The following is a 24431-nucleotide window of genomic DNA, read 5'->3' on the forward strand; positions in this document are numbered from 1 at the left end:
TGTCAGCGGAACCGGCACATCGACGCATGGCGGACAGCCGAGGGCCTACGGGCCTGCCGACCCCCCGAAACCGACCGACTCCGAGGTCGGCCTGGCCCGAAGAAACAGAGGACAGATGTCTGACTCGTCAGCCACGGTTCTGCCGCTGACCGCCGGCCAGGCCGGGATCTGGTACGCGCAGAGCCTGAGCGGCCGGAACGCGACCTTCAACGCGGCCCTGTACCTGGACATGGCGGGGGCCGTCGATCCCATGCTCTTCCTCTCCGCGATGCGCCAGGTCGTCACCGAGACCGAGGCGCTGCGCGCACGGTTCGTCGACGACGGGTCCGGGCCGGTGCAGGTGATCGAGCCGATCACCGACTGGACCGAACAGCCCGTGCACGTGCTGGACTTCGCCGCCGAGGAGCGCCCGCGCGAGCGGGCCGACACCTGGATGTGGTCGGACGCGGGCGCCGCCGTGGACGTGACCGCGGACGCGCTCTACCGGTTCGCGCTCATCAAGGTCGCCGAGAACCGGTTCTTCTTCTACTACCGCTACCACCACCTGGTCATGGACAGCTTCGGCGCGAGCCTCATCGCGTCACGGGCGGCCGACGTCTACACCCGCCTCGTCGCGGGGCAGGACACCGCGGACGGCGCGTTCCCCCCGCTGCGCGAACTGGTCGAGGACGAGCTGGAGTACCAGCACTCCGACGCCTTCGCCGCCGACCGGGACTTCTGGACCGAGGAGTTCGCCGACAAGCCGGTCGCCGAGAGCCTCGGCGACCGCCCGACGGCCCTGCCGACCGCACTCGTGCGGGAGAGCCGCAGCGTGCCGGCCGAGGTGGGCGAAGCGGTCCGCGACGCCGCGAGGGCCGGCCGGGTCGGCTGGCCCGCCGCGATGCTCGCGGCCATCGCCGCGTACACCAGCCGGGTCACCGGCACGAGCGACGTGGTGATCGCCCTGTCCGTCGCCGCCCGCACGACCGGCGCGGGACGGGCCGTGCCCGGAATGGTGTCCAACGTGGTCGGGGTGCGGCTGACCGTCCGCCCCGACATGACCGCGAGCGAGCTGGTGCGCCACGCGCACCAGCGGATGAGGGCCGTCTCCCGGCACAAGCGCTACCGCTACGAGGAACTGCGGCGCGATCTCAAGCTGCTGGGTTCCGACGGCCGGCTGCTCGGGCCACGGCTCAACCTGCACGTCGTCTCGCCCACCCTGCACTTCGCGGGCGTGCCCACCACCCTGCACCCGCTGATGGCCGGGCACGACGACGACTTCTCACTGATCGTGGTCGGCCGGCCGGACGGCGGCTTCCAGCTCGACGTCTCGGCGAACCCCGACGTCTACACCGCCGACGCCGTACGGAGCCACCACGACCGGATCATCCGCCTGCTCGGCGAGCTGGCCGCGCACCCCGACCGCCCGGTCGGCGCCCTGGACCTCGTGGAGCCGCGGACGCTGACCCGGCTGGTCGACGACTGGGGCGGCGCGGCCCGGACCACCGAGCCGGCCCGGCGCGCCACCCTGACCGAGCGGTTCGCCGCCGCGGTGGCCGCTCACCCGGACCGCACGGCGGTGGTGTGCCCCGACGGCCCGGCCACCCGGTCGCTGACCTACCGCGAGCTGGACGCGCTCTCCAACCGCCTGGCCCGCCTGATGCTGGGCCGGGGGGTCCGGCGCGGTCAGCTCGTCGCGCTGGCCCTGCCCCGCTCGGTGGACGTCGTCGTGGCGCTGCTGGCGACGCTCAAGGCCGGCGCGGCGTACCTGCCGGTGGACCCCGAGTACCCCGCCGAGCGCGTGGCCTACATGCTCGACGACGCCGAGCCCGCCGCCGTGGTCACCACCGGCCACGACACCTTCGCCCAACTGCCCGCGCGCGCCCCGGGGATCGCCCTGCACGACCCGGCGACCACGGCCGAGCTGGCCGCCCTGCCGGACACCGCGGTCGAGGACGGCGAACGCGGCGGGCCGATCCTGGCCGACCAGGCCGCGTACGTCATCTACACCTCCGGGTCGACCGGCCGGCCCAAGGGCGTCGTCGTCGCCCACCGCAACGTGGTCAGGCTCTTCGAGGAGGCCGGGGAGTGGACCGGCTTCGGGCCGGACGACGTGTGGTCGATGTTCCACTCCTACGCCTTCGACTTCTCGGTGTGGGAGATCTGGGGCGCCCTGCTGCACGGCGGACGGCTCGTCGTGGTGCCGTACGCCGTGAGCCGCTCGCCCGAGGAGTTCCTGCGGCTGCTGGTGCGCGAGCGCGTCACCGTGCTCAACCAGACGCCCTCGGCCTTCTACCAGCTGGTCCAGGCCGACCGGGACGCCCCCGAGACCGGTCAGGCCCTCGCCCTGCGCCTGGTCGTCTTCGGCGGCGCGGCCCTGGAGTTCGGCAGGCTGGCCGAGTGGTACGAGCGGCATGACGAGGACGCGCCGCGACTGGTCAACATGTACGGCATCACGGAGACCACGGTGCACACCACCGAGCTGCTCCTGGACGCCGCGTGCGCGACGTCCGGCTCCGGCAGCATGATCGGCCTCGGCATCCGGGACCTGCGCGTCTACGTCCTGGACACCGCCCTGCGCCCGTCCCCGCCCGGTGTGGCCGGTGAGCTGTACGTCGGCGGGCCCGCGGTGGCCGACGGATACCTGGGGCGGCCCGGACTGAGCAGCAGCCGGTTCGTCGCCGACCCCTTCGGCCCGGCGGGCACGCGCATGTACCGGTCCGGCGACATGGCCCGCTGGGCCGTCGACGGCAGCGCGAACCTGGAGTACCTGGGGCGCTCCGACCACCAGGTGAAGATCCGCGGTTTCCGGATCGAGCCGGGGGAGATCGAGGCGGCCGTGCTGCGCCACCCCGACGTCCGGCAGGCCGCGGTCGTCGTCCGCGAGGACACCCCCGACGACAAGCGGCTGGTGGCCTACGTCGTGGGCGACCGCGGGGCCGAGGGCCGGGTCGAGCTGGACGTGGCGTTCCTGCGCAAGCACACGTCGGCCGCGCTCCCCGAGCACATGGTGCCGAGCTGGTTCGTGCAGCTGGACGAGCTGCCGCTGACCGGCAACGGGAAGCTCGACACCCGGGCGCTGCCCGCCCCGGACGTGACGGGCACCGCCGGAGGCCGGCCCCCGCGCACCCCGGAGGAGGAGATCTTCTGCGGTCTGTTCGCCGAGATCCTGGGCGTCGGATCGGTCAGCCTCGACGACAACTTCTTCGACCTGGGCGGGCATTCCCTGCTGGCCACCAGGCTGGTCAGCCGGGTGCGCGCCGCGTTCGGGGTCGAGGTCGCCATCCGTACCGTGTTCGAAGCTCCCACGCCCGCGGCCCTGATCGCCTGGCTCGCCGGCAACGGCGACGTGCCCCGGGCCCGCCGGCCGCTGGCACCGATGGACCGGCCGGAGGAGATCCCCCTGTCCTTCGCCCAGTTGCGGCTCTGGTTCGTCGACAAGATCGACGGCGGGGCGGGCACCTACAACATCCCTCTGGTGGTGCGGCTGAACGGCGACCTGGACCGGGCGGCCCTGCAGGCCGCCATCGGCGACGTGGTCGCCCGGCACGAGAGCCTGCGCACCGTCTTCCCCGACCGCGACGGGACCCCGCGGCAGCACGTCCTGTCCGCCGAGGAGGCCACGCCGCTCATGGGGGTGACCGAGATCACCTCCGACCGGCTGGCGGCGGCCATGGCCGAACGCGCCGCCGTCGGTTTCGACCTGTCCGCCGAGGCGCCGGTCCGCGCCCACCTGTACGTCCTGCCGGAGCGGGAGCACGCCCTGCTCATGCCGGTGCACCACATCGCGGCCGACGGCTGGTCCCTGGTCCCGCTCACCCGCGACCTGCAGACCGCCTATACCGCCCGCTGCCACGGCGGACTCCCGGACTGGAAGCCGCTGCCGGTGGCGTACGCGGACTACACACTGTGGCAGCGCGAGATCCTCGGGGACGAGGAGAACCCCGACTCCGCGATCTCCGGGCAGCTCGCCTTCTGGCGGAAGTACCTGCGGGGGCTGCCCGAAGAGGTCACCCTGCCCACCGACCGGCCCCGCCCAGCCGTGGCGTCGTACCGGGGCGAGACCCTGCGCTTCGACCTGTCGCCCGAGCTGCACCAGCAGCTGACCCGGTGCTCCCGCGAGCACGACGTGAGCCCGTTCATGGTCGTGCAGACCGCCCTGGCCGCCCTGCTGGGCAAGCTCGGCGCGGGGAACGACGTGCCGCTCGGCATCTCGATCGCCGGACGGACCGACGAGGCCCTGGACGACCTGGTCGGCTTCCTCGTCAACACCCTGGTGATGCGCACCGACCTGTCGGGCGACCCGAGCTTCGCGGACCTCCTGGGGAAGGCCCGCACGGACGGCCTGGCCGCGTTCGCCAACCAGGACCTGCCCTTCGAGCGCCTGGTCGAGGCCGTCAACCCGGAGCGCTCGGCCGGCCGGCACCCGCTCGTCCAGATCGGCCTGGGATTCCAGAACAACCGCACCCCGGTCCTGGAGCTGCCCGGTCTCGACGCGTGGATCGAACCCGCCGTCACGCACACGGCCAAGCTGGACCTGCTCTTCGACTTCCGCGAGGTGCCGGGCGAGGACGGCGCACCGGACCGCACGACGTGCGCGGTCGAGTACGCGACCGACCTCTACGACCGGCCGACCGTCGCACGGCTCATCGACCGGCTGACGCGGCTGCTGGACCTGGCGACGGCCCGGCCGGACAGCCGGCTGAGCGAGCTGGAGGTGCTGGACGCCGGCGAGCGCGAGCGGATCCTCGTCACCTGGAACGACACCGCGCGCGAGACCCCCGCCGGCACCCTGCCCGAGCTCTTCGCCGCCCAGGTCCGGCGCACCCCCGCCGCCCTCGCGGTGGTGGCGGGTGGCCAGGAGCTGACCTACGAGGCCCTCGACGCGCGGGTCAACCGGCTCGCCAGGCACCTGATCACGCACGGCATCGGCGCGGAGGACCGGGTCCTGCTGGTCATGCCGAAGTCGCTGGAACTCCTCGTCGCGCAGCTCGCCGTGGTCACGGCGGGCGCCGCGTTCGTGCCCGTCGACCCCGGCTACCCGCGCGAGCGGGTCGAGTTCATGGCCGACGACTGCGCCCCCGCGCTGCTGCTGACCACCCGGTCGGTGGCGGACATGGCCGCGGAGGTGATACCCGCGGTGCGCCGCATGGTGGTGGACGACGCGGCGACCTCCGGCGCGGTCGCGGCGCGGCCCGCGGACCCTCTCACGGACGCGGACCGCCGGAAGCCCGCCGCCCCCGGCCACGCCGCGTACGTCATCTACACCTCGGGATCGACCGGGCTGCCCAAGGGCGTCGTGGTGACGCACGGCGGCATCGGCAACCTGGCCGCCGCGCAGGCCGAACGCTTCGCGGTCCGGGCGGACAGCCGGGTCGTCCAGTACGCCGCGCCGAGCTTCGACGCCGCGGTGTCCGAGACCTGCATCGCCCTGCTCAGCGGCGCGGCCCTGGTGCTGCCCGTCGACCGCGGCCTGCTGCTCGGCGAGGAGCTGGGCCGGTTCCTGACCGAGCACCGGATCACCCACGCCACGATCCCCCCGATCGCGCTGACCGGCCTCGACCCGGCCTCCGTGCCGGCGGACACGGTGCTGACGGTCGCCGGTGAAGCGTGCTCGGCGGAGCTGGCGGGCGTGTGGTCGGCCGGCCGCCGGATGATCAACGCCTACGGCCCGACCGAGACCACGGTGTGCGCCACGATGAGCGAGCCGCTCTCCGGAGCGCTCACCCCGCCCATCGGCACCCCGATCGCCAACTCCCGGGTCTACGTGCTGGACGCGAAGCTCAGCCCGGTCGCGGCCGGCGTCCTCGGCGAACTGTACGTCTGCGGCGTCAACCTGGCCCGCGGCTATCTCGGCCGCCCGGCACTCACCGCCGAACGATTCGTCGCCACGCCGTTCGGCCCGCCGGGCGAGCGGATGTACCGCACCGGGGACGTGGTGCGGTGGCGTGCCGACGGGCAGCTGGAGTTCCTCGGCCGCGCCGACGACCAGGTCAAACTGCGCGGCTTCCGGATGGAGCTGGGCGAGATCACCGCCGCTCTGACCGATCAGCCGCAGGTGGCCTCGGCCGCCGTCGTGGTCCGTGAGGACCGGCCCGGCGACCGCAGGCTGATCGGATATGTGGTGCCCGCCGACACCGCGGCCGAAGCCCGGGACACCGGCCTGGAGGCCGACCAGGTCGAGAAGTGGCAGGTCATCAACGACGAGGTCTACAGCGCGTCGGACCGCGCGGACGGCCCGCCGCTCGGCGAGAACTTCAGCGGCTGGCACAGCAGTTACGACGGTTCGGAGCTGCCCGAAGACGAGATGCGGGCCTGGCGGGCGGCCACCGTCGAACGGATTCTGGAGCTCGCGCCGCGCCGGGTGCTGGAGATCGGCGTCGGCGCCGGACTGATCATGGCGCCGGTCGCCCCCCACGTGGAGCTCTACTGGGGCACCGACCTGTCCGGCGAGGTGATCTCCACCCTGCGGCGGCAGAGTGCCGAGGATCCGGTACTGGCGGAGCGGACCCGGTTCACCGCCACCCCGGCGCATCTGCTCGGCGACCTGCCGGCCGGCACCTTCGACACCGTCGTCATCAACTCGGTGGCCCAGTACTTCCCGGGCCTGGACTACCTCACCGAGGTGATCTCCCAGGCGTTCGCCCTGCTCGGCGACACCGGGACGGTCTTCCTCGGCGACCTCCGCGACCTGCGGCTGCTGCGCTGTATGCGCACCGCCGTCCACCTCGTCGAGGCTCCCGGGGACGACGCCGACGCCATCCGGCAGGCGGTCGACCGGGCCGTCGAGCGGGAGACGGAACTCCTCGTGGACCCCGCTCTGTTCGACACCCTCGCCACGACGCTGGAGGGCTTCGGCGGTGCGGACGTCCGCGTCAAGCGCGGCTCGTACGCCAACGAACTCAGCCGCTACCGCTACGACGTGGTGCTGCACAAGCGGCCCACCGCCCCGGTCTCCCTCGCGAACACGCCCGCCGTCGCCTGGGAGAGCGTCGGGGGCCTCGACGGCATCGCCGCCCGGCTGCGCGAGGAGCGCCCGGCCGGACTGCGCGTCACCGGGGTGCCCAACGGCAGACTGCGCGCGGACCTGGCGGCGGCGGCCCGGGTGACCGGCGCCCCGGAGCCCGAGGACGTCGACGTCACGGCCCTGCACGAGGCGGGTACCCCCGCCGGTTACCGGGCGCTGGTCACCTGGGCGGCCGGAGCCGAGGACGGGCGGCTGGACGCGGTGTTCGTGCCCGGCGGCGACGGCGCGGTGCCCGCCTATCGGGACCTGTACCTCCCGGACGCGGTCCCGGCGCGGTACGCCAACGACCCGCTCGTCGGCCGCCGCAGCGGCGCACTGGTGGCCGAACTGCGAAGCGCGCTCGCCGAGCGGCTGCCCGAGCACATGGTCCCCGCCGCCCTGGTGCTGCTGGACGCCCTGCCCGTCACGCCGAACGGCAAGCTCGACCACAAGGCGCTGCCCGCACCAGACGCGGCCGCCGCCTCGGACGCGGCGCCCGCGACCCCCCAGGAGCACACCGTCGCCCGGCTCTTCGCCGAAGTGCTGGGGCTCCCCCGGGTCGGTGCGGAGGACGACTTCTTCCGCAGGGGCGGCGACAGCATCATCTCGATCCAGCTCGTCAGCCGCGCCCGCGCCGAAGGGCTGCGGTTCAGCCCGCAGGACGTGTTCGCCCACCGCACCGTACGGGCCATCGCCGCGATGGCCGTGCCGGAGCCGGGCGACGCCGCGAAGCCGGCCGCGGCCGCCGGTGGCGCCTGGGACATGGACCTGGTCTCCCAGGACGAACTCGATCAGTTCGCGTCGGAATGGAGCTCCTCGGAATGAGCACGAAGGACAACGCGTCACTGGAAGCCGTACTGCCGCTCACCCCGCTGCAGGAAGGGCTGCTCTTCCACGCCCAGTACGACGACCGTTCGGGACCGGACGTCTACGTCATGCAGCTCGGCCTGGACATCGACGGCCCGCTCGACGTACCGACCCTGCGCGCCGCCGCCCAGGCCCTGCTGCAGCGGCACGGCAACCTGCGCGCCGGGTTCCGGCACGACGGCCCGAGGCCCCTCCAATTCGTCCCGAAGACCGCCGACCTCCCCTGGCACACGTTCGACCTGAGCGAACTGCCCGCGCAGGAGCGGGAACCGGCGTTGCGCGACCTCACCGAGCGCGACCGTGCCGCCCGCTTCGACCTGCGTACCCCGCCGCTGCTCCGGTTCACCGTGATCCGGGTCGCCGAGGGCCGGCACCGGCTGCTGGTGACCAACCACCACATCCTGCTCGACGGCTGGTCGGCGCCGGTGCTGGTCCGTGAGCTGTTCGAGATCTACGCGGCGGGCGGCGACGCCTCGGCGCTGCCCGAGGTGACCCCCTACCGCTACCACCTGGCCTGGCTCGCCCGGCAGGACCGGGAGGGGGCCGTCGCGGCGTGGAAGGACGCGCTGGAGGGGCTCGACGAGCCGACCCTGCTCGCCGCGATGCCCGACGACCGCTCCACCACGGTGCTGCCCAGCAAGGTCGGCGTCCACCTGGCGCCGGAGACCACGCGCCGGCTGACCGAGCGGGCCCGTGAACTCGGCATCACCCTGAACACCGTGGTCCAGGCCGCCTGGGGGCTGGTGCTGAGCAGGCTCACCGACCGCCGGGACGTCACCTTCGGCATGACGCTCGCGGGGCGCTCCCCGGAGATCCCCGGCGTGCACACCATGGTGGGGCTCTTCCTCAACACCGTGCCCGTGCGGGTCCGCATCCGGCGCGAGGACTCGCTCCGCACGCTCTGCGAGCGGCTCCAGCAGGAGCAGGGCGCGCTGATGGCCCACCAGCACCTCGGTCTGGCGCAGATCCAGCGGGTGTCCGGGCACGGCGATCTGTTCGACACCCTCACCGTGCTGGAGAACTTCCCGGTCGACCCGGCAGCCCTGACCCTGCCCGGCGGCCTCTCGGTGGCCGGCTTCTTCTCCACCGACGGCGCGCACTACCCGCTCGCCCTCATGGTCATCCCCGGCGACTCGCTCGAACTGCGCTTCACCTACCGCTCGGACGCCTTCGGCGAGAGCGAGATCGAGAACTTCAGCAAGCGGCTGACGACGGTGCTCCACGCCTTCGCCGACGACCCTTCCGGGGCCGCGCGGGCGATCGAACTGCTGGGCCCCACCGAGCGCGAGCGGCTCCTTGAGACCTGGAACCCCGCTCCCGTCCCCGCCCCCGCGCGCACCCTGCCGGAGCTGCTGGCCCTGCGGACCGCCGAGGCCCCCGACCACCCGGCCGTGGTCCGCGGCGACCGGACCTGGACGTACGCGGAGCTGTCGCGGCGCGTCGAGGAGATCGCCGCCTGGCTGCTCGACCGCGGGGTGCGGCCCGAGGAGCCCGTGGGCATCGCCATGGACCGGTCCGTCGACTTCGTGCTGGCGGTGCTGGGCGTACTGCGCGCGGGCGCGGTGTACGTCCCCGTCGACCACCGCTGGCCGCGCTCCCGGCGCGAGGATGTGCTGAGCGACAGCGGGACGTCGCTGGTCCTGGAGCAGGGCGACCTGCCGGAGCGCCACCCGGTCCCCGAGGGCGGCGTGCCGATGCCGCCGGGCGCGGAGCGGATCGCCTACGTCATGTACACCTCCGGCTCCACGGGACGGCCGAAGGGCGTCGCCATCACCCACCGCGGCATCGCGGACCTGGCCGCCGACAGCCGGTTCGCGGGCGGCGCGCAGGAACGGGTGCTGATGCACTCGGCCCACGCGTTCGACGCGTCGACGTACGAGATGTGGATCCCGCTACTGAACGGCGGAACCCTGGTCGTCGGCCCGCCCGGCGACCTGGACCTGGCCACGATCGGGCGGACCATCGCCGAGGGCCGGGTGACCGCGGCGCTGTTCACCACCGGCCTGTTCCGGCTCATCGCCGCCGAGGCCCCCGAGGCGCTCCGGCCGCTGCGCGAGGTGTGGGCCGGCGGCGAGGCCGTGCCCGCCGCGTCGGTCCGCCAGGTGCTGGACGCCTGCCCCGGCCTCACCGTCGTGGACGCCTACGGCCCGACCGAGGTCACCGTCATCGCCGCCGCGCACCCGCTGACCTCACGCGAACCCGTGCCGGACCCGGTCCCGATCGGCCACCCCTTCGACGGCAAGCGGGTCTACGTCCTCGACGGCGATCTGCGGCTGTGCCCGGTCGGCGTCCCGGGAGAGCTGTACGTGGCGGGGGTGGGCCTGGCCCGGGGGTATCTGGGCCGGGCCGGGCTGACGTCCGAGCGGTTCGTCGCGCACCCCTACGGCGCGGCCGGCGAGCGGCTGTACCGCACGGGTGACGTGGTGCGCTGGTGTGCGGACGGGGTGCTGGAGTTCGTCGGGCGCCGGGACGGGCAGGTCAAGCTGCGCGGCTTCCGGATCGAGCTCGGCGAGATCGAGTCCGTGCTCGCCGGCTGCGACGCCGTCGGGCAGGTCGCCGTCCTGGTCCGGGAGGACCGGCCCGGCTTCCGCCGCCTGGTCGCGTACGCCGTGCCCGCCGCGGGCGCCACAGCCGACCCCGAGGCGCTGCGGGCCTGGGCGGCCGACCGGCTCCCGGAGTACATGGTGCCCCGGCCGATCGTCGTCCTGGACGCGCTGCCGCTGACCACGAACGGCAAGATCGACACGAAGGCGCTTCCGGTTCCCGCGCACAGCACGGAGGACTCCAGGGCGCCGCGCACCCCGCACGAGGAACTGCTGTGCGGGCTGTTCGAGGAAGTGCTCGGCCTGCCCTCGGTGTCGGTCGACGACAACTTCTTCGAGCTCGGCGGGCACTCGCTGCTCGCCACCCGGTTGGTCAGCCGGGTCCGCTCGGTGCTCGGCGTCGAACTGCCGATCCGGCGGGTCTTCGAGGAGCCCACGGTGGCCGGCCTGGCGACCAGGCTCCTGGACACGCCCTCCTCCGCCCGGCCGCCGCTGCACCCGGCCGACCGGCCGGAACGGGTGCCGCTGTCGTTCGCCCAGCGTCGGCTGTGGTTCCTCAACCGGATGGAGGGACCGAGCGCCACCTACAACATCCCCTTCGCCGTACGGCTCTCCGGCACGCTGGACGTGGCGGCGCTGCGGGCCGCGTTCGGGGATCTCCTGACCCGCCACGAGTCGCTGCGCACCGTGTTCCCGGACACCGACGGCGAGCCGTGGCAGCACGTCCTCCCTGCCGAAACGGCGACGGTGGACATCGAGGTCTCCGACGTACCCGAGGCGGGGCTGTACGCCGCGCTGGACGCGGCCGGTTCGGCCGGCTTCGACCTCGCCCACGACCTGCCGGTGCGGGCCTGGCTCTTCAGGACCGCCCCGGACGAGCACGTGCTCTGCGTCCTCGTGCACCACATCGCGGGGGACGGCTGGTCGCAGGCCCCCCTGGCCCGGGACCTCGGCGAGGCATACCGGGCCCGGCTGGAAGGCGCGGCGCCGCAGTGGCAGCCGCTCTCCGTGCAGTACGCCGACTACACCCTGTGGCAGCGTGAACTGCTGGGCGACGAGCAGGACGAGAACAGCCTCGCCGCCGTCCAGCGGGCCTACTGGGCCGAGCAGTTGGCCGGCTCCCCGCAGGAACTCGCCCTCCCGGCCGACCGGCCCCGGCCGCCGGTCGCCTCCCACCGGGGCGCCGTCGTGCCGGTGACCCTCGACGCCGAGCTGGGCGAGGCCCTGCGCAAGCTCGCCGCCAAGAGCGACACCACGCCGTTCATGGTCTTCCAGGCGGCCATGGCCGCGCTGCTCTCCCGTCTCGGCGCCGGGACCGACATCCCCCTCGGGACGCCCGTCGCGGGCCGGATGGACGCCGCGACCGACGACCTCGTCGGGTTCTTCGTCAACAGCCTGGTGCTGCGCACCGACGTGTCGGGCGACCCGAGCTTCGTCGAGCTGCTGCGCCGGGCCCGCGCCACCGCCCTGGGCGCGTACGCGCACCAGGACCTGCCCTTCGAGCGGCTGGTCGACCTCGTCGGCGCCGACCGCTCGCTGTCGCACAACCCGCTGTTCCAGGTGCTGATCGCGTACCAGAACAACGCCTCGGGGGACCTGGAACTGCCCGGGTTGCGGGTCACCGCCCAGGACATGCTGCTTCCGGTGGCCAAGGTGGACCTGGAGCTCAGCCTCGCCGAGGACACCGCCTCCGGCCGGATATCCGGCATCCTGAACTACAGCACCGACCTGTTCGACCGGGACAGCGCGGAGCGCGTCGTCGGACACCTCATCGCCCTGCTGCGCGCCGCCGTCGCGGACCCGTCCCGTCCGGTGAGCGGCCTGGACATCCTGGCGCCGGCCCAGCGCGAAGAGCTCCTCGTCGGCTGGAACGACAGCGACCGGCCGGTGGCCGCGGGCACCGTCCCGGAGCTGTTCGCCCGGCGGGCCGCCGCCGACCCCGCCCGGCCCGCGGTGGTCGGCGACGGCGTCACGACCGACTACGCCGCGCTGGCCGACCGGACCAACCGGCTGGCCCGGCTGCTCGTCGGACACGGCGTCGGGCCGGAGGACCGGGTCGCCCTGGTCCTGCCCCGGTCGGTCGAACTCACCACCGCGCTGATGGCCGTGATGACCAGCGGCGGGGCCTACGTGCCCGTCGACCCGAACCACCCCGCCGAGCGCATCGCCTACATGATCGGCGACAGCGCCCCCACGCTCGTGGTCACGGTCACCGACCTGGTCCCCCTCCTGCCCGACCACGCCGCCGCGACACTCGTCCTCGACAGTCCCGGGACGCTGGCGGCCCTCGCCGCGCTCTCGGGGGCCGAGGTCACCGACGCGGACCGCCGGGCACGGCTCTCGACGGACCATCCCGCCTACGTCATCTACACCTCCGGCTCCACCGGACGGCCCAAGGGCGTCTGCGTCACCCACCGGGGGCTGGGCAGCCTGGCCGCCTGGCAGGCCGACCGGCTGGGCGTCGGCGGCGACAGCCGCGTCGGGCAGTTCGCGGCGCCCAGCTTCGACGCCTCCGCGTGGGAGACCGTCATGGCCCTGCTCAACGGGGCCGCACTGGTCCTGACCCCGGCCGACGGACCGGTCCTGGGCTCCGGCCTCACCGACTTCCTGACCGCCGGGGGGATCACCCACGCCACCCTCACCCCGACCGCGCTGTCCGGGGCCGACCCGCGGGACGCGCCCGCCGGCCTGACGCTGGTCACCGCGGGCGAGGCGTGCCCCCGGGAGCTGGCGGCCCGCTGGTCGCCCGGCCGCACGGTGATCAACGCCTACGGCCCGACCGAGACGACCGTCTGCGCCACGGCGAGCAGCCCGGTCGACGGATCGGTCACCCCGCCCATCGGCGGGCCCATCGACAACACCCGCGTGTACGTCCTGGACGCCGCGCTGAACCCGTGCCCGGTGGGCGTTCCTGGGGAGCTGTACGTGGCCGGGGCGGGACTCGCCCGCGGATATCTCGGCCGCCCCGGGCTGACGTCCGAGCGGTTCGTGGCACACCCCTTCAGCGGCCCCGGCGAACGGCTGTACCGCACCGGTGACGTGGTGCGGTGGAGGGCCGACGGGCAGCTGGAGTTCGTCGGCCGCCACGACGACCAGGTCAAGCTGCGCGGCTTCCGCATCGAGCTCGGCGAGATCGAGTCCGTGCTCGCCGGCTGCGACGGCGTGGACGGCGCGGCGGTCGTCGTCCGCGAGGACCGGCCCGGCGTCCGGCAGCTCGTCGGCTACGTGGTCCCCGGCGCCAGGACGGCCCTCGACCTGGCCGCCGTGCGGGCGTGGGCGGCCGACCGGCTCCCGGAGTACATGGTGCCCCAGGCGTTCGTGTCGGTGGACGCCCTGCCGCTGACCGTGAACGGCAAGCTGGACCAGGCGGCTCTGCCCGCACCGGAGTTCACCGGGTCGGGCGACAGCCGGGACCCGGCCACGGATGCCGAGCGGGTGCTGGCCGAGGTGTTCGGCGCGGTGCTCTCGCTGTCCGACGTGGGCGCGGACGACAACTTCTTCGAGCTGGGCGGCGACAGCATCGTCTCCATCAAGCTGGTGGGCGAGGCCCGCCGGGCCGGGCTGGTGATCACGCCCCGGGACGTGTTCGAGCACAAGACGGTCGCCGGGCTCGCCGCGGTCGCGCGCACCGTCGACCAACTGCCCCCGCAGGATCCCGACGCCGGGATCGGCGACGTGCCCCTCACCCCGATGACCCACTGGCTGCGGGACATGGGCGGCCGCATAGAGCGGTTCCACCAGTCCGTCCTCCTGCGCACGCCCGCCGAGGTCACCCTGCCATCGCTGACATCCGCCCTCGGGACCGTGCTCGACCACCACGACGCGCTGCGGCTGCGGCTGACGGTCGACGACGGGGCCTGGTCCTGCGAGGTCCGGCCGCGCGGTGCGGTGGACCCCGCCGAGTGCGTCAGCCGGGTCGACGTCGGCGGCGCGGACGCCGAGAAGGTGCGGGCGCTGATCGCCGAGGAGGCGGAGCGGGCCGTCGCCGCCCTCTCCCCGGCCGAGGGCACGACCGTGCGGGCCGTGTGGTTCGACGCCGGACCCGGGCAGCCCGGCCGGCTGCTGCTCGTCGGCCACCACCTCGCCGTCGACGGGGTGTCCTGGCGGATCCTCGTCCCGGACCTCGCGGAGGCGTGGCAGGCGGCGCACGAATCGCGGCAGGCCGAACCGCAGCCGGTCGGCACCTCGTGGCGTCGCTGGGCGCAGTGGCTCACCGAGCTCGCCGCGGAACCCGCCCGCGCCGCGCAGGTCGCCTGGTGGACCGACCAGCTCGCCGACGGGGACGTACCGGTCACGGAACATCCCCTCGACCCCGCCCTCGACACCATGGGGACGCAGACCGCTCTCGTCATGACCCTGCCGGAGGCGGCCACCGAACCGCTTCTGACCCAGGTCCCCGCCTCGATGAACGCCGGAGTCGAGGACGTGCTCCTGACGGCGTTCACCCTCGCGGTGGCCGACTGGCGCCGCCGGCGCGGTCTCGGAGCGGGCACCGAGGTGCTGGTCGACGTCGAGCGCCACGGCAGGCAGGTCCCGCCCGGGGAAGACCTCGACCTGTCCCGCACGGTCGGCTGGTTCACCTCCCTGGCACCTGTGCGCCTCGACCTCGGGCCGGTGTCCTGGGGGCGCGTCCTGAGCGATCCCGCCGCCCTGCGCAAGGCCCTCGACCGGGTCCGGGACACACTGCGGCGGATGCCGGACGAGGGCCTCGGCTTCGGCCTGGTGCGCCACCTCAACCCGCACACCCGTGAGGCGCTGGCCTCCTTGGGCTCCGCCCAGTTCGGCTTCAACTACCTGGGCCGAGCGGCGGTCGCCGAGGCGCGGGAAGGCGGTGGGCAGCAGGAGCGCCCCGGCGCCGAGGGCTGGACCATGTCCGCGGACGGTGACGTGCTCCGGCACCTCGGGGGGGACCCCGGTATGCCGGCCCCGCACGCGCTGTCCCTCAACGTCCTGGTCCAGGACGACGTGAACGGCCCACGCCTGGTGGCCAACTGGTCCTGGCCGCGCCGTCTGCTGGGCCACGACGACGTACACGCTCTCGCCGAGGGCTGGTTCCGCGCGCTCACCGCTCTCGCGGAGCACGCGGGCGAGGGGGAGCCGGCCGGACTCGCTCCCTCGGACCTGTCACTGATCGACCTCGGACTCGACGAACTCGGGGTACTGGAAGCTGAGTGGAGGAAGACCCGGTGACCCGCAAGGATCTTTTTGAGGACATCCTGCCGCTCGCGCCGCTGCAGGAGGGCATGCTCTTCCACGCGACGTACGACGAGGACGCGCTCGACGTCTACACCGTGCGGCTGGCCGTCGACTTCGACGGGCCGTTCGACCTGGACGTCTTCCGCGAGGCGGTACGGGCGCTGCTGATCCGCCGGAGCACGCTGCGGGCCGGCTTCCTGACGGAGAACCTGAGCCGCCCGGTGCAGGTGGTGCCGCGCGCGTTCGAGACCCCGGTCCTCGCGCACGACCTGTCCGGGCTGGACGAGGACGAACGGCGCACCCGCCTGGCCGGCCTGTCGGCGGCGGAGGAGACGGTGCGCTTCGACCTCTCCGACCCCCCGCTGCTGCGGTTCACGGTGGTACGCCTGGGCGAACGCTCCTGGCGGCTGATGTTCAACTGCCACCACATCCTCCTGGACGGCTGGTCGATGCCCATCGTCCTGGGCGAGCTCTTCGAGCTCTACCGGCGCGGCGGCCGGGCCGAGGGCCTCCCGCCCGCCCCGTCGTTCAAGCTGTTCCTGGCCTGGCTGCGCCGCCAGGACAAGCAGGCCGGGCTGGAGCGGTGGCGGGCGGCGCTCGACGGGCTCGCCGGCCCCACCCTGGTCGCCCCGCAGGCCGACGACACCGTCTCGGACCTGCCCGGTCAGCTCAGCGTCGATCTGACCGAGGAGCACAGCGCGGAGCTGACCGGGCTGGCCCGCAGGCTCGGCGTCACGGTCAACACCCTGGTGCAGGTCGCCTGGGGCCTGCAGCTGGCCCGGCTCACGGACGGCGACGACATCGTGTTCGGCGCGACCGTCTCCGGCCGCCCGCCGGAGATCGAGGCCGTCGAGAACATCGTCGGGCTGTTCATCAACACCGTGCCGGTGCGCGTCCGCCTGGACCGGGCCGAGTCGCTGCGGGCGCTCCTGCTGCGGGTCCAGGACGAACAGTCGGCGCTGCTGGACCACCACCACATCGGCCTGACCGAGATCCAGCGCGCCGCCGGACACGGCGAACTCTTCGACAGCCTGGTCGCCTTCGAGAGCTATCCGGTGGACGCGGACACGATGGGGGGTTCGCTCGGCGACCTCACGATCACCGGCACCTCGGGGTCCGACGCCACGCACTACCCGCTGACCCTCATCGCCGTACCCGGACGACGCCTCCAACTGCGCCTGGGCTTCCGCGGCGGCCTGTTCACCGAGGACACCGCGGCCGGCCTCCTCGCCGGTCTGCGGGCGCTCCTCGCGACCGTCGTCTCGGACGGCGCACGGCCGGTCGCCGAGGTGCTGGAGACCATCGCCCTCCCCGCCGGCTGGCGGCCCGCCGCGCCGCGGGCGAACGGCGCGGCTTCGGTGTCCGACCTGAGCGCCGCCCCCGCCGGGGGCAGGGCCCCCAGGACCCCGCACGAGGAGATGCTGTGCGGCCTCTTCGCCGAGGTCCTGGGCGTGGAGTCGGTGTCGATCGACGACAACTTCTTCGACCTCGGCGGGCACTCGCTCCTCGCCACCCGGCTGGTCAGCCGGATCCGGGGCGTCTTCGAGATCGAGCTGCCGGTACGCGCCCTGTTCGACGCGCAGACGGTGGTGGCGTTGGCGGAGCGGGTGGTGGGTTCGTCGGCGGGCGGGCGTGCCGCGCTGGTCCCGATGGAGCGTCCGGTGCGGGTGCCGCTGTCGTTCGCCCAGCGGCGGCTCTGGTTCCTGAACCGGATGGAGGGCCCGAGCGGGACGTACAACATTCCGCTGGGTGTGCGGTTGTCGGGTGTGCTGGACGTGGCGGCGCTGCGTGCGGCGCTGGGCGACGTGGTGGGCCGGCACGAGTCGTTGCGGACGGTGTTCCCGGACGCCGAGGGCGAACCCTGGCAGCAGGTGGTCGCCGCGGACGACGCGGTGGTGCCCTTCGAGGTGGTGGACGTCGAGGCCGCCGGCGTGAGTGCGGCGGTGGGCGCCGCCGCGTCGGCCGGGTTCGACCTGTCGGTGGACCTGCCGGTACGGGTGTGGCTGTTCCGGGTCTCGACGGACGAGCACGTGCTGTGCGTGGTGGTGCACCACATCGCCGGGGACGGCTGGTCCCAGGCCCCCCTGGCACGGGACCTGGGACGGGCCTACCGCGCCCGGACCACGGACACGGCCCCCGACTGGGAACCACTGCCGGTGCAGTACGCCGACTACGCCCTGTGGCAGCGCGAGGTCCTCGGCGGCGAGGACGACCAGGACTCCCCCATCACCCGACAACTCACCTACTGGCGCACCGCCCTCGACGGGATCCCCGACGAGCTGAACCTGCCGGTGGACCGGGCGCGGCCCGCCGTGTCGAGCTACCGCGGCGGTCTGGTCCCGCTCCAGTTGGGTGCGCGGTTGCACCGGGATCTGGTGGGGCTGGCGCGGTCGTCGCGGTCGAGCCTGTTCATGGTGCTGCAGGCGGGCGTGTCGGGCCTGCTGTCACGGCTGGGCGCGGGTCCGGACGTTCCGCTGGGGACGGCGATCGCCGGCCGTACGGACGCGGCACTGGACGAGCTGGTGGGCTTCTTCATCAACACACTGGTCTTGCGGGCCGACGTGTCGGGGGACCCGGGGTTCGGTGAGCTGGTGGACCGGGTCCGGGCCACGGACCTGGCCGCGTACGCGCACCAGGACCTGCCGTTCGAGCAGCTGGTCCACGCGTTGCAGCCGTCGCGGTCGATGGCACGGCATCCGCTGTTCCAGGTGATGATCGTCCTGCAGAACAACGCGGTGGCGTCCCTGGACCTGCCCGGCCTGGTGGCGCGTCCGCTGGACGGGGAGACGGGAGCGGCCAAGTTCGACCTCGGCTTCAACTTCGTCGAACGCACCGACCTCGACGGCGCCCCGGCGGGCATCGACGTCACGGTGGAGTACAGCGCGGACCTGTTCGACGAGGACACGGTGACGGACCTGGGCAAGCGCCTGGTCCGTATGCTGACCCTGGGGGCCGCCGACCCGGCGATGCCCATCAGCCAGTTCGACCTGCTCGCCTCGCACGAGTGGCGGCAGCTGTTGAACGGGTGGAACGCCACGGCCCGGGAGCTGGAGCCGGGCGCCGAGGCACAGACGATCCCCGCCCTGTTCGCGGCACAGGCCGCACGCACACCGGACGCGCTCGCACTGGTGGCGGAGGACGACCGGCTCACCTACGCCGAACTGGACACGCGCTCCGCACACCTCGCAGCCCTCCTCACGGACCGCGGCGTACGCCCCGGAGACGTCGTCGCCGTCGCCGTACCCCGCTCCACCGCCCTCACCGTCGCCCTCCTGGCGGTGCTGCGGGCCGGTGCCGTGTGCCTGCCCGTCGACCCGGACCACCCGGCCGCCCGCCACCGCGCCCTTGTAGCCGACGCGGCGCCCGCCGTGGTCCTCACCGCCCCGGACGGACCGGCGGCCCTGCGGGACACCGGGGCCCCCGTCCTCGTGCTCGACGCCTCCGGAGCCCCTGGCGCCGGCGAGGAGCCGGTGACCCGGCCGGGCGCCCTGCCCGGACCGCTGCCGGACTCCCCCGCGTACCTGGTGCACACCGCCGACCCGGAGGGCGTCCCGCGCGGTGTCCTCGTGCCGCACCGGGGCCTGGTGAACCGGCTGCTGTGGATGCGGGACGTCCTTGCCCTGGGACCCGAGGACCGGGTCCTGCACAAGGCGCCGGCCGATCTCGACGCCTCGGTCCGGGAGGTGCTGGCACCGCTGGTGACCGGTGCGGCCCAGGTGACCGTCCCGCCCGGCGGCGGACGCGACATGGTCGCCCTGGCCCGGCAGATCCGCCGCGACGCCGTGACCACCGTCCACTTCGCGCCCTCCGTGCTGGAGGCGTTCCTCGCCGAACCCGAGACCGCCGGCTGCACCGGGCTGCGTCGCGTCCTGGTCGACGGCGAGCCCTTCCCTCCCGGTCTGGCCGCCCGGTTCCGGGCCCATCTGCCCGAGGCGCGGCTGCACGTCCTGCACGGCCCCGCCGAGGCGTCGTTCGACACCCTCGCGTGGTCCGCCGACGGAGGGACCGAAGGCGCGTACGCGCCGGCCGGCCGGCCCGTCCCGAACACCCGCGCGCTGGTGCTCGACGCCCACCTCACCCCCCTGCCCCCGGGCAGTCCGGGAGAGCTCTACGTCGGTGGCGTCCAACTGGCGCACGGCTACCGGGGCCGTGCCGCCCTGACCGCGGAACACTTCGTCGCCGACCCCTACGGCCCGCCCGGCTCCCGGCTCCACCGCACCGGCGACCTGGCCCGGGTCACCCGCGACGGGACGATCGAGCTCCTCGGCCGGGTCGACGACCGGCTCGCGCTCGACGGCAGGCGCGTCGAGCCGGGCGAGGTCGAGCGCGTCCTGACCGCGCACCCCGCCGTCGCCGCGGCGGCCGTGACCACGCGCTCCGGCCCCACGGGCGGGCCCGCGCTGGTGGCGTACGTCGTCCCCGCCGACCCGGCCGCCCCGGTCGACACGTCGGCGCTGCTGGCACACGCCGCCGCCGAGCTGCCGCACCACACGGTGCCCGCGCTCTGCGTGAGCGTCGACACGCTCGCGTACACGGCGGACGGCCGGATCGACCGTGCGGCGCTGCCCGATCCGCAGCTCGGCACGGCACGCGCCCCGCGCAACGACGTCGAGCGGACGCTCTGCGACCTGTTCACCGAACTGCTGGGCGTGGAGTCGGTGTCGATCGACGACAGCTTCTTCGACCTCGGCGGGCACTCGCTGCTCGCCACCCGGCTGGTCAGCCGCGTCCGTTCGCTGTTCGGCATCGAGCTCCCCTTCCGGGACATCTTCGACGCGCAGACGGTGGTGGCGTTGGCGGAGCGGGTGGTGGGTTCGTCGGCGGGCGGGCGTGCCGCGCTGGTCCCGATGGAGCGTCCGGTTCGGGTGCCGCTGTCGTTCGCCCAGCGGCGGCTCTGGTTCCTGAACCGGATGGAGGGCCCGAGCGGGACGTACAACATTCCGCTGGGTGTGCGGTTGTCGGGTGTGCTGGACGTGGCGGCACTGCGTGCGGCGCTGGGCGACGTGGTGGGCCGGCACGAGTCGTTGCGGACGGTGTTCCCGGACGCCGAGGGCGAACCCTGGCAGCAGGTGGTCGCCGCGGACGACGCGGTGGTGCCCTTCGAGGTGGTGGACGTCGAGGCCGCCGGCGTGAGTGCGGCGGTGGGCGCCGCCGCGTCGGCCGGGTTCGACCTGTCGGTGGACCTGCCGGTACGGGTGTGGCTGTTCCGGGTCTCGACGGACGAGCACGTGCTGTGCGTGGTGGTGCACCACATCGCCGGGGACGGCTGGTCCCAGGCCCCCCTGGCACGGGACCTGGGACGGGCCTACCGCGCCCGGACCACGGACACGGCCCCCGACTGGGATCCACTGCCGGTGCAGTACGCCGACTACGCCCTGTGGCAGCGCGAGGTCCTCGGCGGCGAGGACGACCAGGACTCCCCCATCACCCGACAACTCACCTACTGGCGCGAGGCGTTGGCCGACCTGCCGGACGAGTTGACCCTCCCGGCGGACCGGGCGCGACCGGCGGTGTCCAGTTATCGCGGGGGTTCGGTCCAAGTGGAGCTGGGTGCGCGGTTGCACCGGGATCTGGTGGGGCTGGCGCGGTCGTCGCGGTCGAGCCTGTTCATGGTGCTGCAGGCGGGCGTGTCGGGCCTGCTGTCACGGCTGGGCGCGGGTCCGGACGTTCCGCTGGGGACGGCGATCGCCGGCCGTACGGACGCGGCACTGGACGAGCTGGTGGGCTTCTTCATCAACACGCTGGTCCTGCGGGCCGACGTGTCGGGGGACCCGGGGTTCGGTGAGCTGGTGGACCGGGTCCGGGCCACGGACCTGGCCGCGTACGCGCACCAGGACCTGCCGTTCGAGCAGCTGGTCCACGCGTTGCAGCCGTCGCGGTCGATGGCACGGCATCCGCTGTTCCAGGTGATGATCGTCCTGCAGAACAACGCGGTGGCGTCCCTGGACCTGCCCGGCCTGGTGGCGCGTCCGCTGGACGGGGAGACGGGAGCGGCCAAGTTCGACCTCGGCTTCAACTTCGTCGAACGCACCGACCTCGACGGCGCCCCGGCGGGCATCGACGTCACGCTCGACTACAGCGCGGACCTGTTCGACGAGGACACGGTCCGGCGGATCGGCGAACGGCTCGTCCGGCTCCTCGGCGCGGGCGTCGCCGACCCCCTGGCGCCGCTCGGCGGCATCGACCTCCTCGACCCCGCCGAACGCGACCAGTTGCTTAACGGGTGGAACGCCACGGCCCGGGAGCTGGAGCCGGGCGCCGAGGCACAGACGATCCCCGCCCTGTTCGCGGCACAGGCCGCGCGCACACCGGACGCGCTCGCACTGGTGGCGGAGGACGACCGGCTCACCTACGCCGAACTGGACACGCGCTCCGCACACCTCGCAGCCCTCCTCACGGACCGCGGCGTACGCCCCGGAGACGTCGTCGCCGTCGCCGTACCCCGCTCCACCGCCCTCACCGTCGCCCTCCTGGCCGTGGTCCGGGCCGGTGCGGCCTACCTGCCGATCGAGCTGGACTACCCGGCCGAGCGGATCGCCTACATGCTGGACGACGCGGCCCCGGCCGCCGTGATCAGCACCGTCGAGGCGCGTAAGGGCCTGCCCGGCGGCGCGGAGGACCTCGCCGCGCGGCTGATCGTGCTCGACGGCCCCGGCGCGGACGAGGAGCCGGTGACCCGGCCGGGCGCCCTGCCCGGACCACTGCCGGACTCCCCCGCGTACCTGATCTACACCTCGGGCTCGACCGGCCGCCCCAAGGGCGTCCTCGTCCCGCACCGGGGAATCGTCAACCGGCTGCTGTGGATGCAGGACGCCTACCGGCTCGGCCCGGACGACCGTGTGCTCCAGAAGACGCCGTCCGGATTCGACGTGTCGGTCTGGGAGTTCTTCTGGCCGCTGCTGACCGGGGCGGCGCAGGTCGCGGCCCGGCCCGGCGGCCACCGGGACGCCGGCTATCTCGCCCGGCTGATCCAGGACGAGCACATCACCACCGCCCACTTCGTCCCCTCCATGCTGGAGGTGTTCCTCGCCGAACCCGAGGCAGCCCGCTGCACCGGGCTGCGCCGTGTCCTGTGCAGCGGCGAAGCCCTGCCGTCCGGCCTGCGCACCCGCTTCCGCTCGGTGCTGCCGGCCGGGCTGCACAACCTCTACGGGCCGACGGAGGCGTCGGTGGACGTCACCGCGTGGGACTGCGCCACCGGTTCCGAAGCCGCCGTGGTCCCGATCGGCAGGCCGATCTGGAACACCCGGACCTATGTCCTGGACACCGCTCTCGCCCCGGCGCCGATCGGCACGGCCGGCGAGCTGTACCTGGGCGGGGTGCAGTTGGCGCACGGCTACCGGGGCCGTGCCGGCCTGACCGCGGAACGGTTCGTGGCCGACCCCTACGGCCCGCCCGGCTCCCGGCTCTACCGCACCGGCGACCTGGCCCGGGTCACCCGCGAGGGGGTGATCGAATTCCTCGGCCGCACGGACGACCAGGTGAAGATCCGCGGCCAGCGGGTCGAACCGGGCGAGATCGAGCACGCCCTCACCCAGCACGCCCGGGTGGGCAGCGCGATCGTGACCGTGCACACGGCGGGCGCCGCCGGGCCCGTCCTCGCCGCCTACGTCACGCCGGTGCGGCCGGGGGACCTGCCGGAGCCCGTCGAACTGCGCGACCACCTGGCCGGGATGCTGCCCGCCCACATGGTGCCCGCGCACTACACGGTGATCGACGCCGTTCCGGTCACGCCCAACGGGAAGGTCGACAGGAAGGCGCTGCCCGCGCCCCGGCTTCTGGAGCGGCAGCCGGGCCGCGCCCCGCGAGAGGGGGCCGAGGCGGAGCTCTGCTCGATCTTCGCCGAACTGCTCGGGCACGACACGGTCGGCGTCGACGACAACTTCTTCGAGCTGGGCGGCCACTCGCTGCTCGCGACCAAGCTCATCAGCCGGGTCCGGGACCGGCTGGGAGCCGAGATGTCGGTGGTCTCGATCTTCGAGGCACCGACCGCGGCCGCTCTGGCGGTCCGTCTCGCCGCCGCCGACGCGGCGGGCCCGCTCAGCCGGCTGCTGCCCCTGAGCGCCGGGGGCACCGGAGCGCCGCTGTTCTGTGTGCACCCGCTCGGCGGGCTCAGCTGGCCCTACGCCCAACTCGCGGAGCACCTGCCCCCGGAGGTCGGACTGTACGGCCTCCAGGCGGCCGGCCTCGCCGAGGACGAGCCGCTGCCGGACTCCGTCGAGGAGATGGCGGCCGACTACGTGGAGCGCGTCCGCGCCGTACAGCCCGAGGGCCCCTACCGGCTCCTGGGGTGGTCGCTCGGCGGGCGGATCGCCCACGCCATGGCCCAGCACCTGGAGGCCGCGGGACAGCGGGTCGAGCTGCTCGCGCTGCTGGACGCCTACCCGCGTGACGCGACGGAAGCGGTCGAGCCGTTCTCCGAGCAGGACTTCCTCGCGGGCGTCCTCGTGGCCATCGGCATGGAGGCGTCCGAGCTCGACGGACCCGTGGAGTTCGACCGGGTCGCGGCCGCGATGCGGTCCTCGGGGAAGGAGATCGCCGGCCTGTCCGTCGGTCAACTGCGCCGCCTCCAGCGCGTGATGGCCAACAGCGTCCGGGCCGAGGCCGGTTCGGCCACCGGCCGCTGCCGGGCGGGCGCGGTGATGTTCGCCGCGACCGTCGACCCGGCGGGCGAGCCGGACGCCTGGCTGCACCACGTGGAGGGTGAGCTGGAGGTCCACCACGTGGCCGTGGCGCACAACGACCTGATGGGCCCGCAGCCGCTGGCCGAGATCGGTGCGGTGCTGTCCAAGAAGCTCGCCGAATCCCCCCGGGAGGCCGACGCGTGACGCCCCAGGGCC

Annotated in this window: 3 protein-coding genes; all 3 read left to right on the forward strand. The window is 73.9% G+C overall.

Annotated features, from left to right (window positions below; genetic code table 11):
- Window positions 1-115 precede the first annotated feature (115 nt).
- Genes AMK21_RS14825 through AMK21_RS14835 form a run of 3 tightly spaced genes read left to right on the forward strand, consistent with a single transcriptional unit; the run spans window position 116 to window position 24419 of the window.
- Entirely contained in the window at window positions 116-7810 is a 7695-nt protein-coding gene (locus AMK21_RS14825; protein ID WP_073878015.1) for a non-ribosomal peptide synthetase, read from the forward strand.
- Window positions 7807-15585, forward strand: coding sequence for a non-ribosomal peptide synthetase (locus tag AMK21_RS14830; RefSeq protein WP_073878017.1), 7779 nt, complete (start codon window positions 7807-7809; stop codon window positions 15583-15585). The genes AMK21_RS14825 and AMK21_RS14830 overlap by 4 nt, the downstream gene beginning before the upstream one ends.
- Window positions 15582-24419 (forward strand): non-ribosomal peptide synthetase, encoded by an 8838-nt coding sequence (locus tag AMK21_RS14835; protein WP_143194867.1) that lies wholly within the window; start codon window positions 15582-15584, stop codon window positions 24417-24419. Before AMK21_RS14830 ends, AMK21_RS14835 begins: the two co-directional genes overlap by 4 nt.
- The last annotated feature ends 12 nt before the right edge of the window (window positions 24420-24431 follow it).

Origin of the sequence: Streptomyces sp. CB00316 (assembly GCF_001905595.1) — a bacterium.
GTDB lineage: Bacteria > Actinomycetota > Actinomycetes > Streptomycetales > Streptomycetaceae > Streptomyces.

Coding starts and splice junctions, on each gene's coding strand:
- AMK21_RS14830 (WP_073878017.1), top strand. CDS start 7,807: ATGAGCACGAAGGACAACGCGTCACTGGAAGCCGTACTGCCGCTCACC.
- AMK21_RS14825 (WP_073878015.1), top strand. CDS start 116: ATGTCTGACTCGTCAGCCACGGTTCTGCCGCTGACCGCCGGCCAGGCC.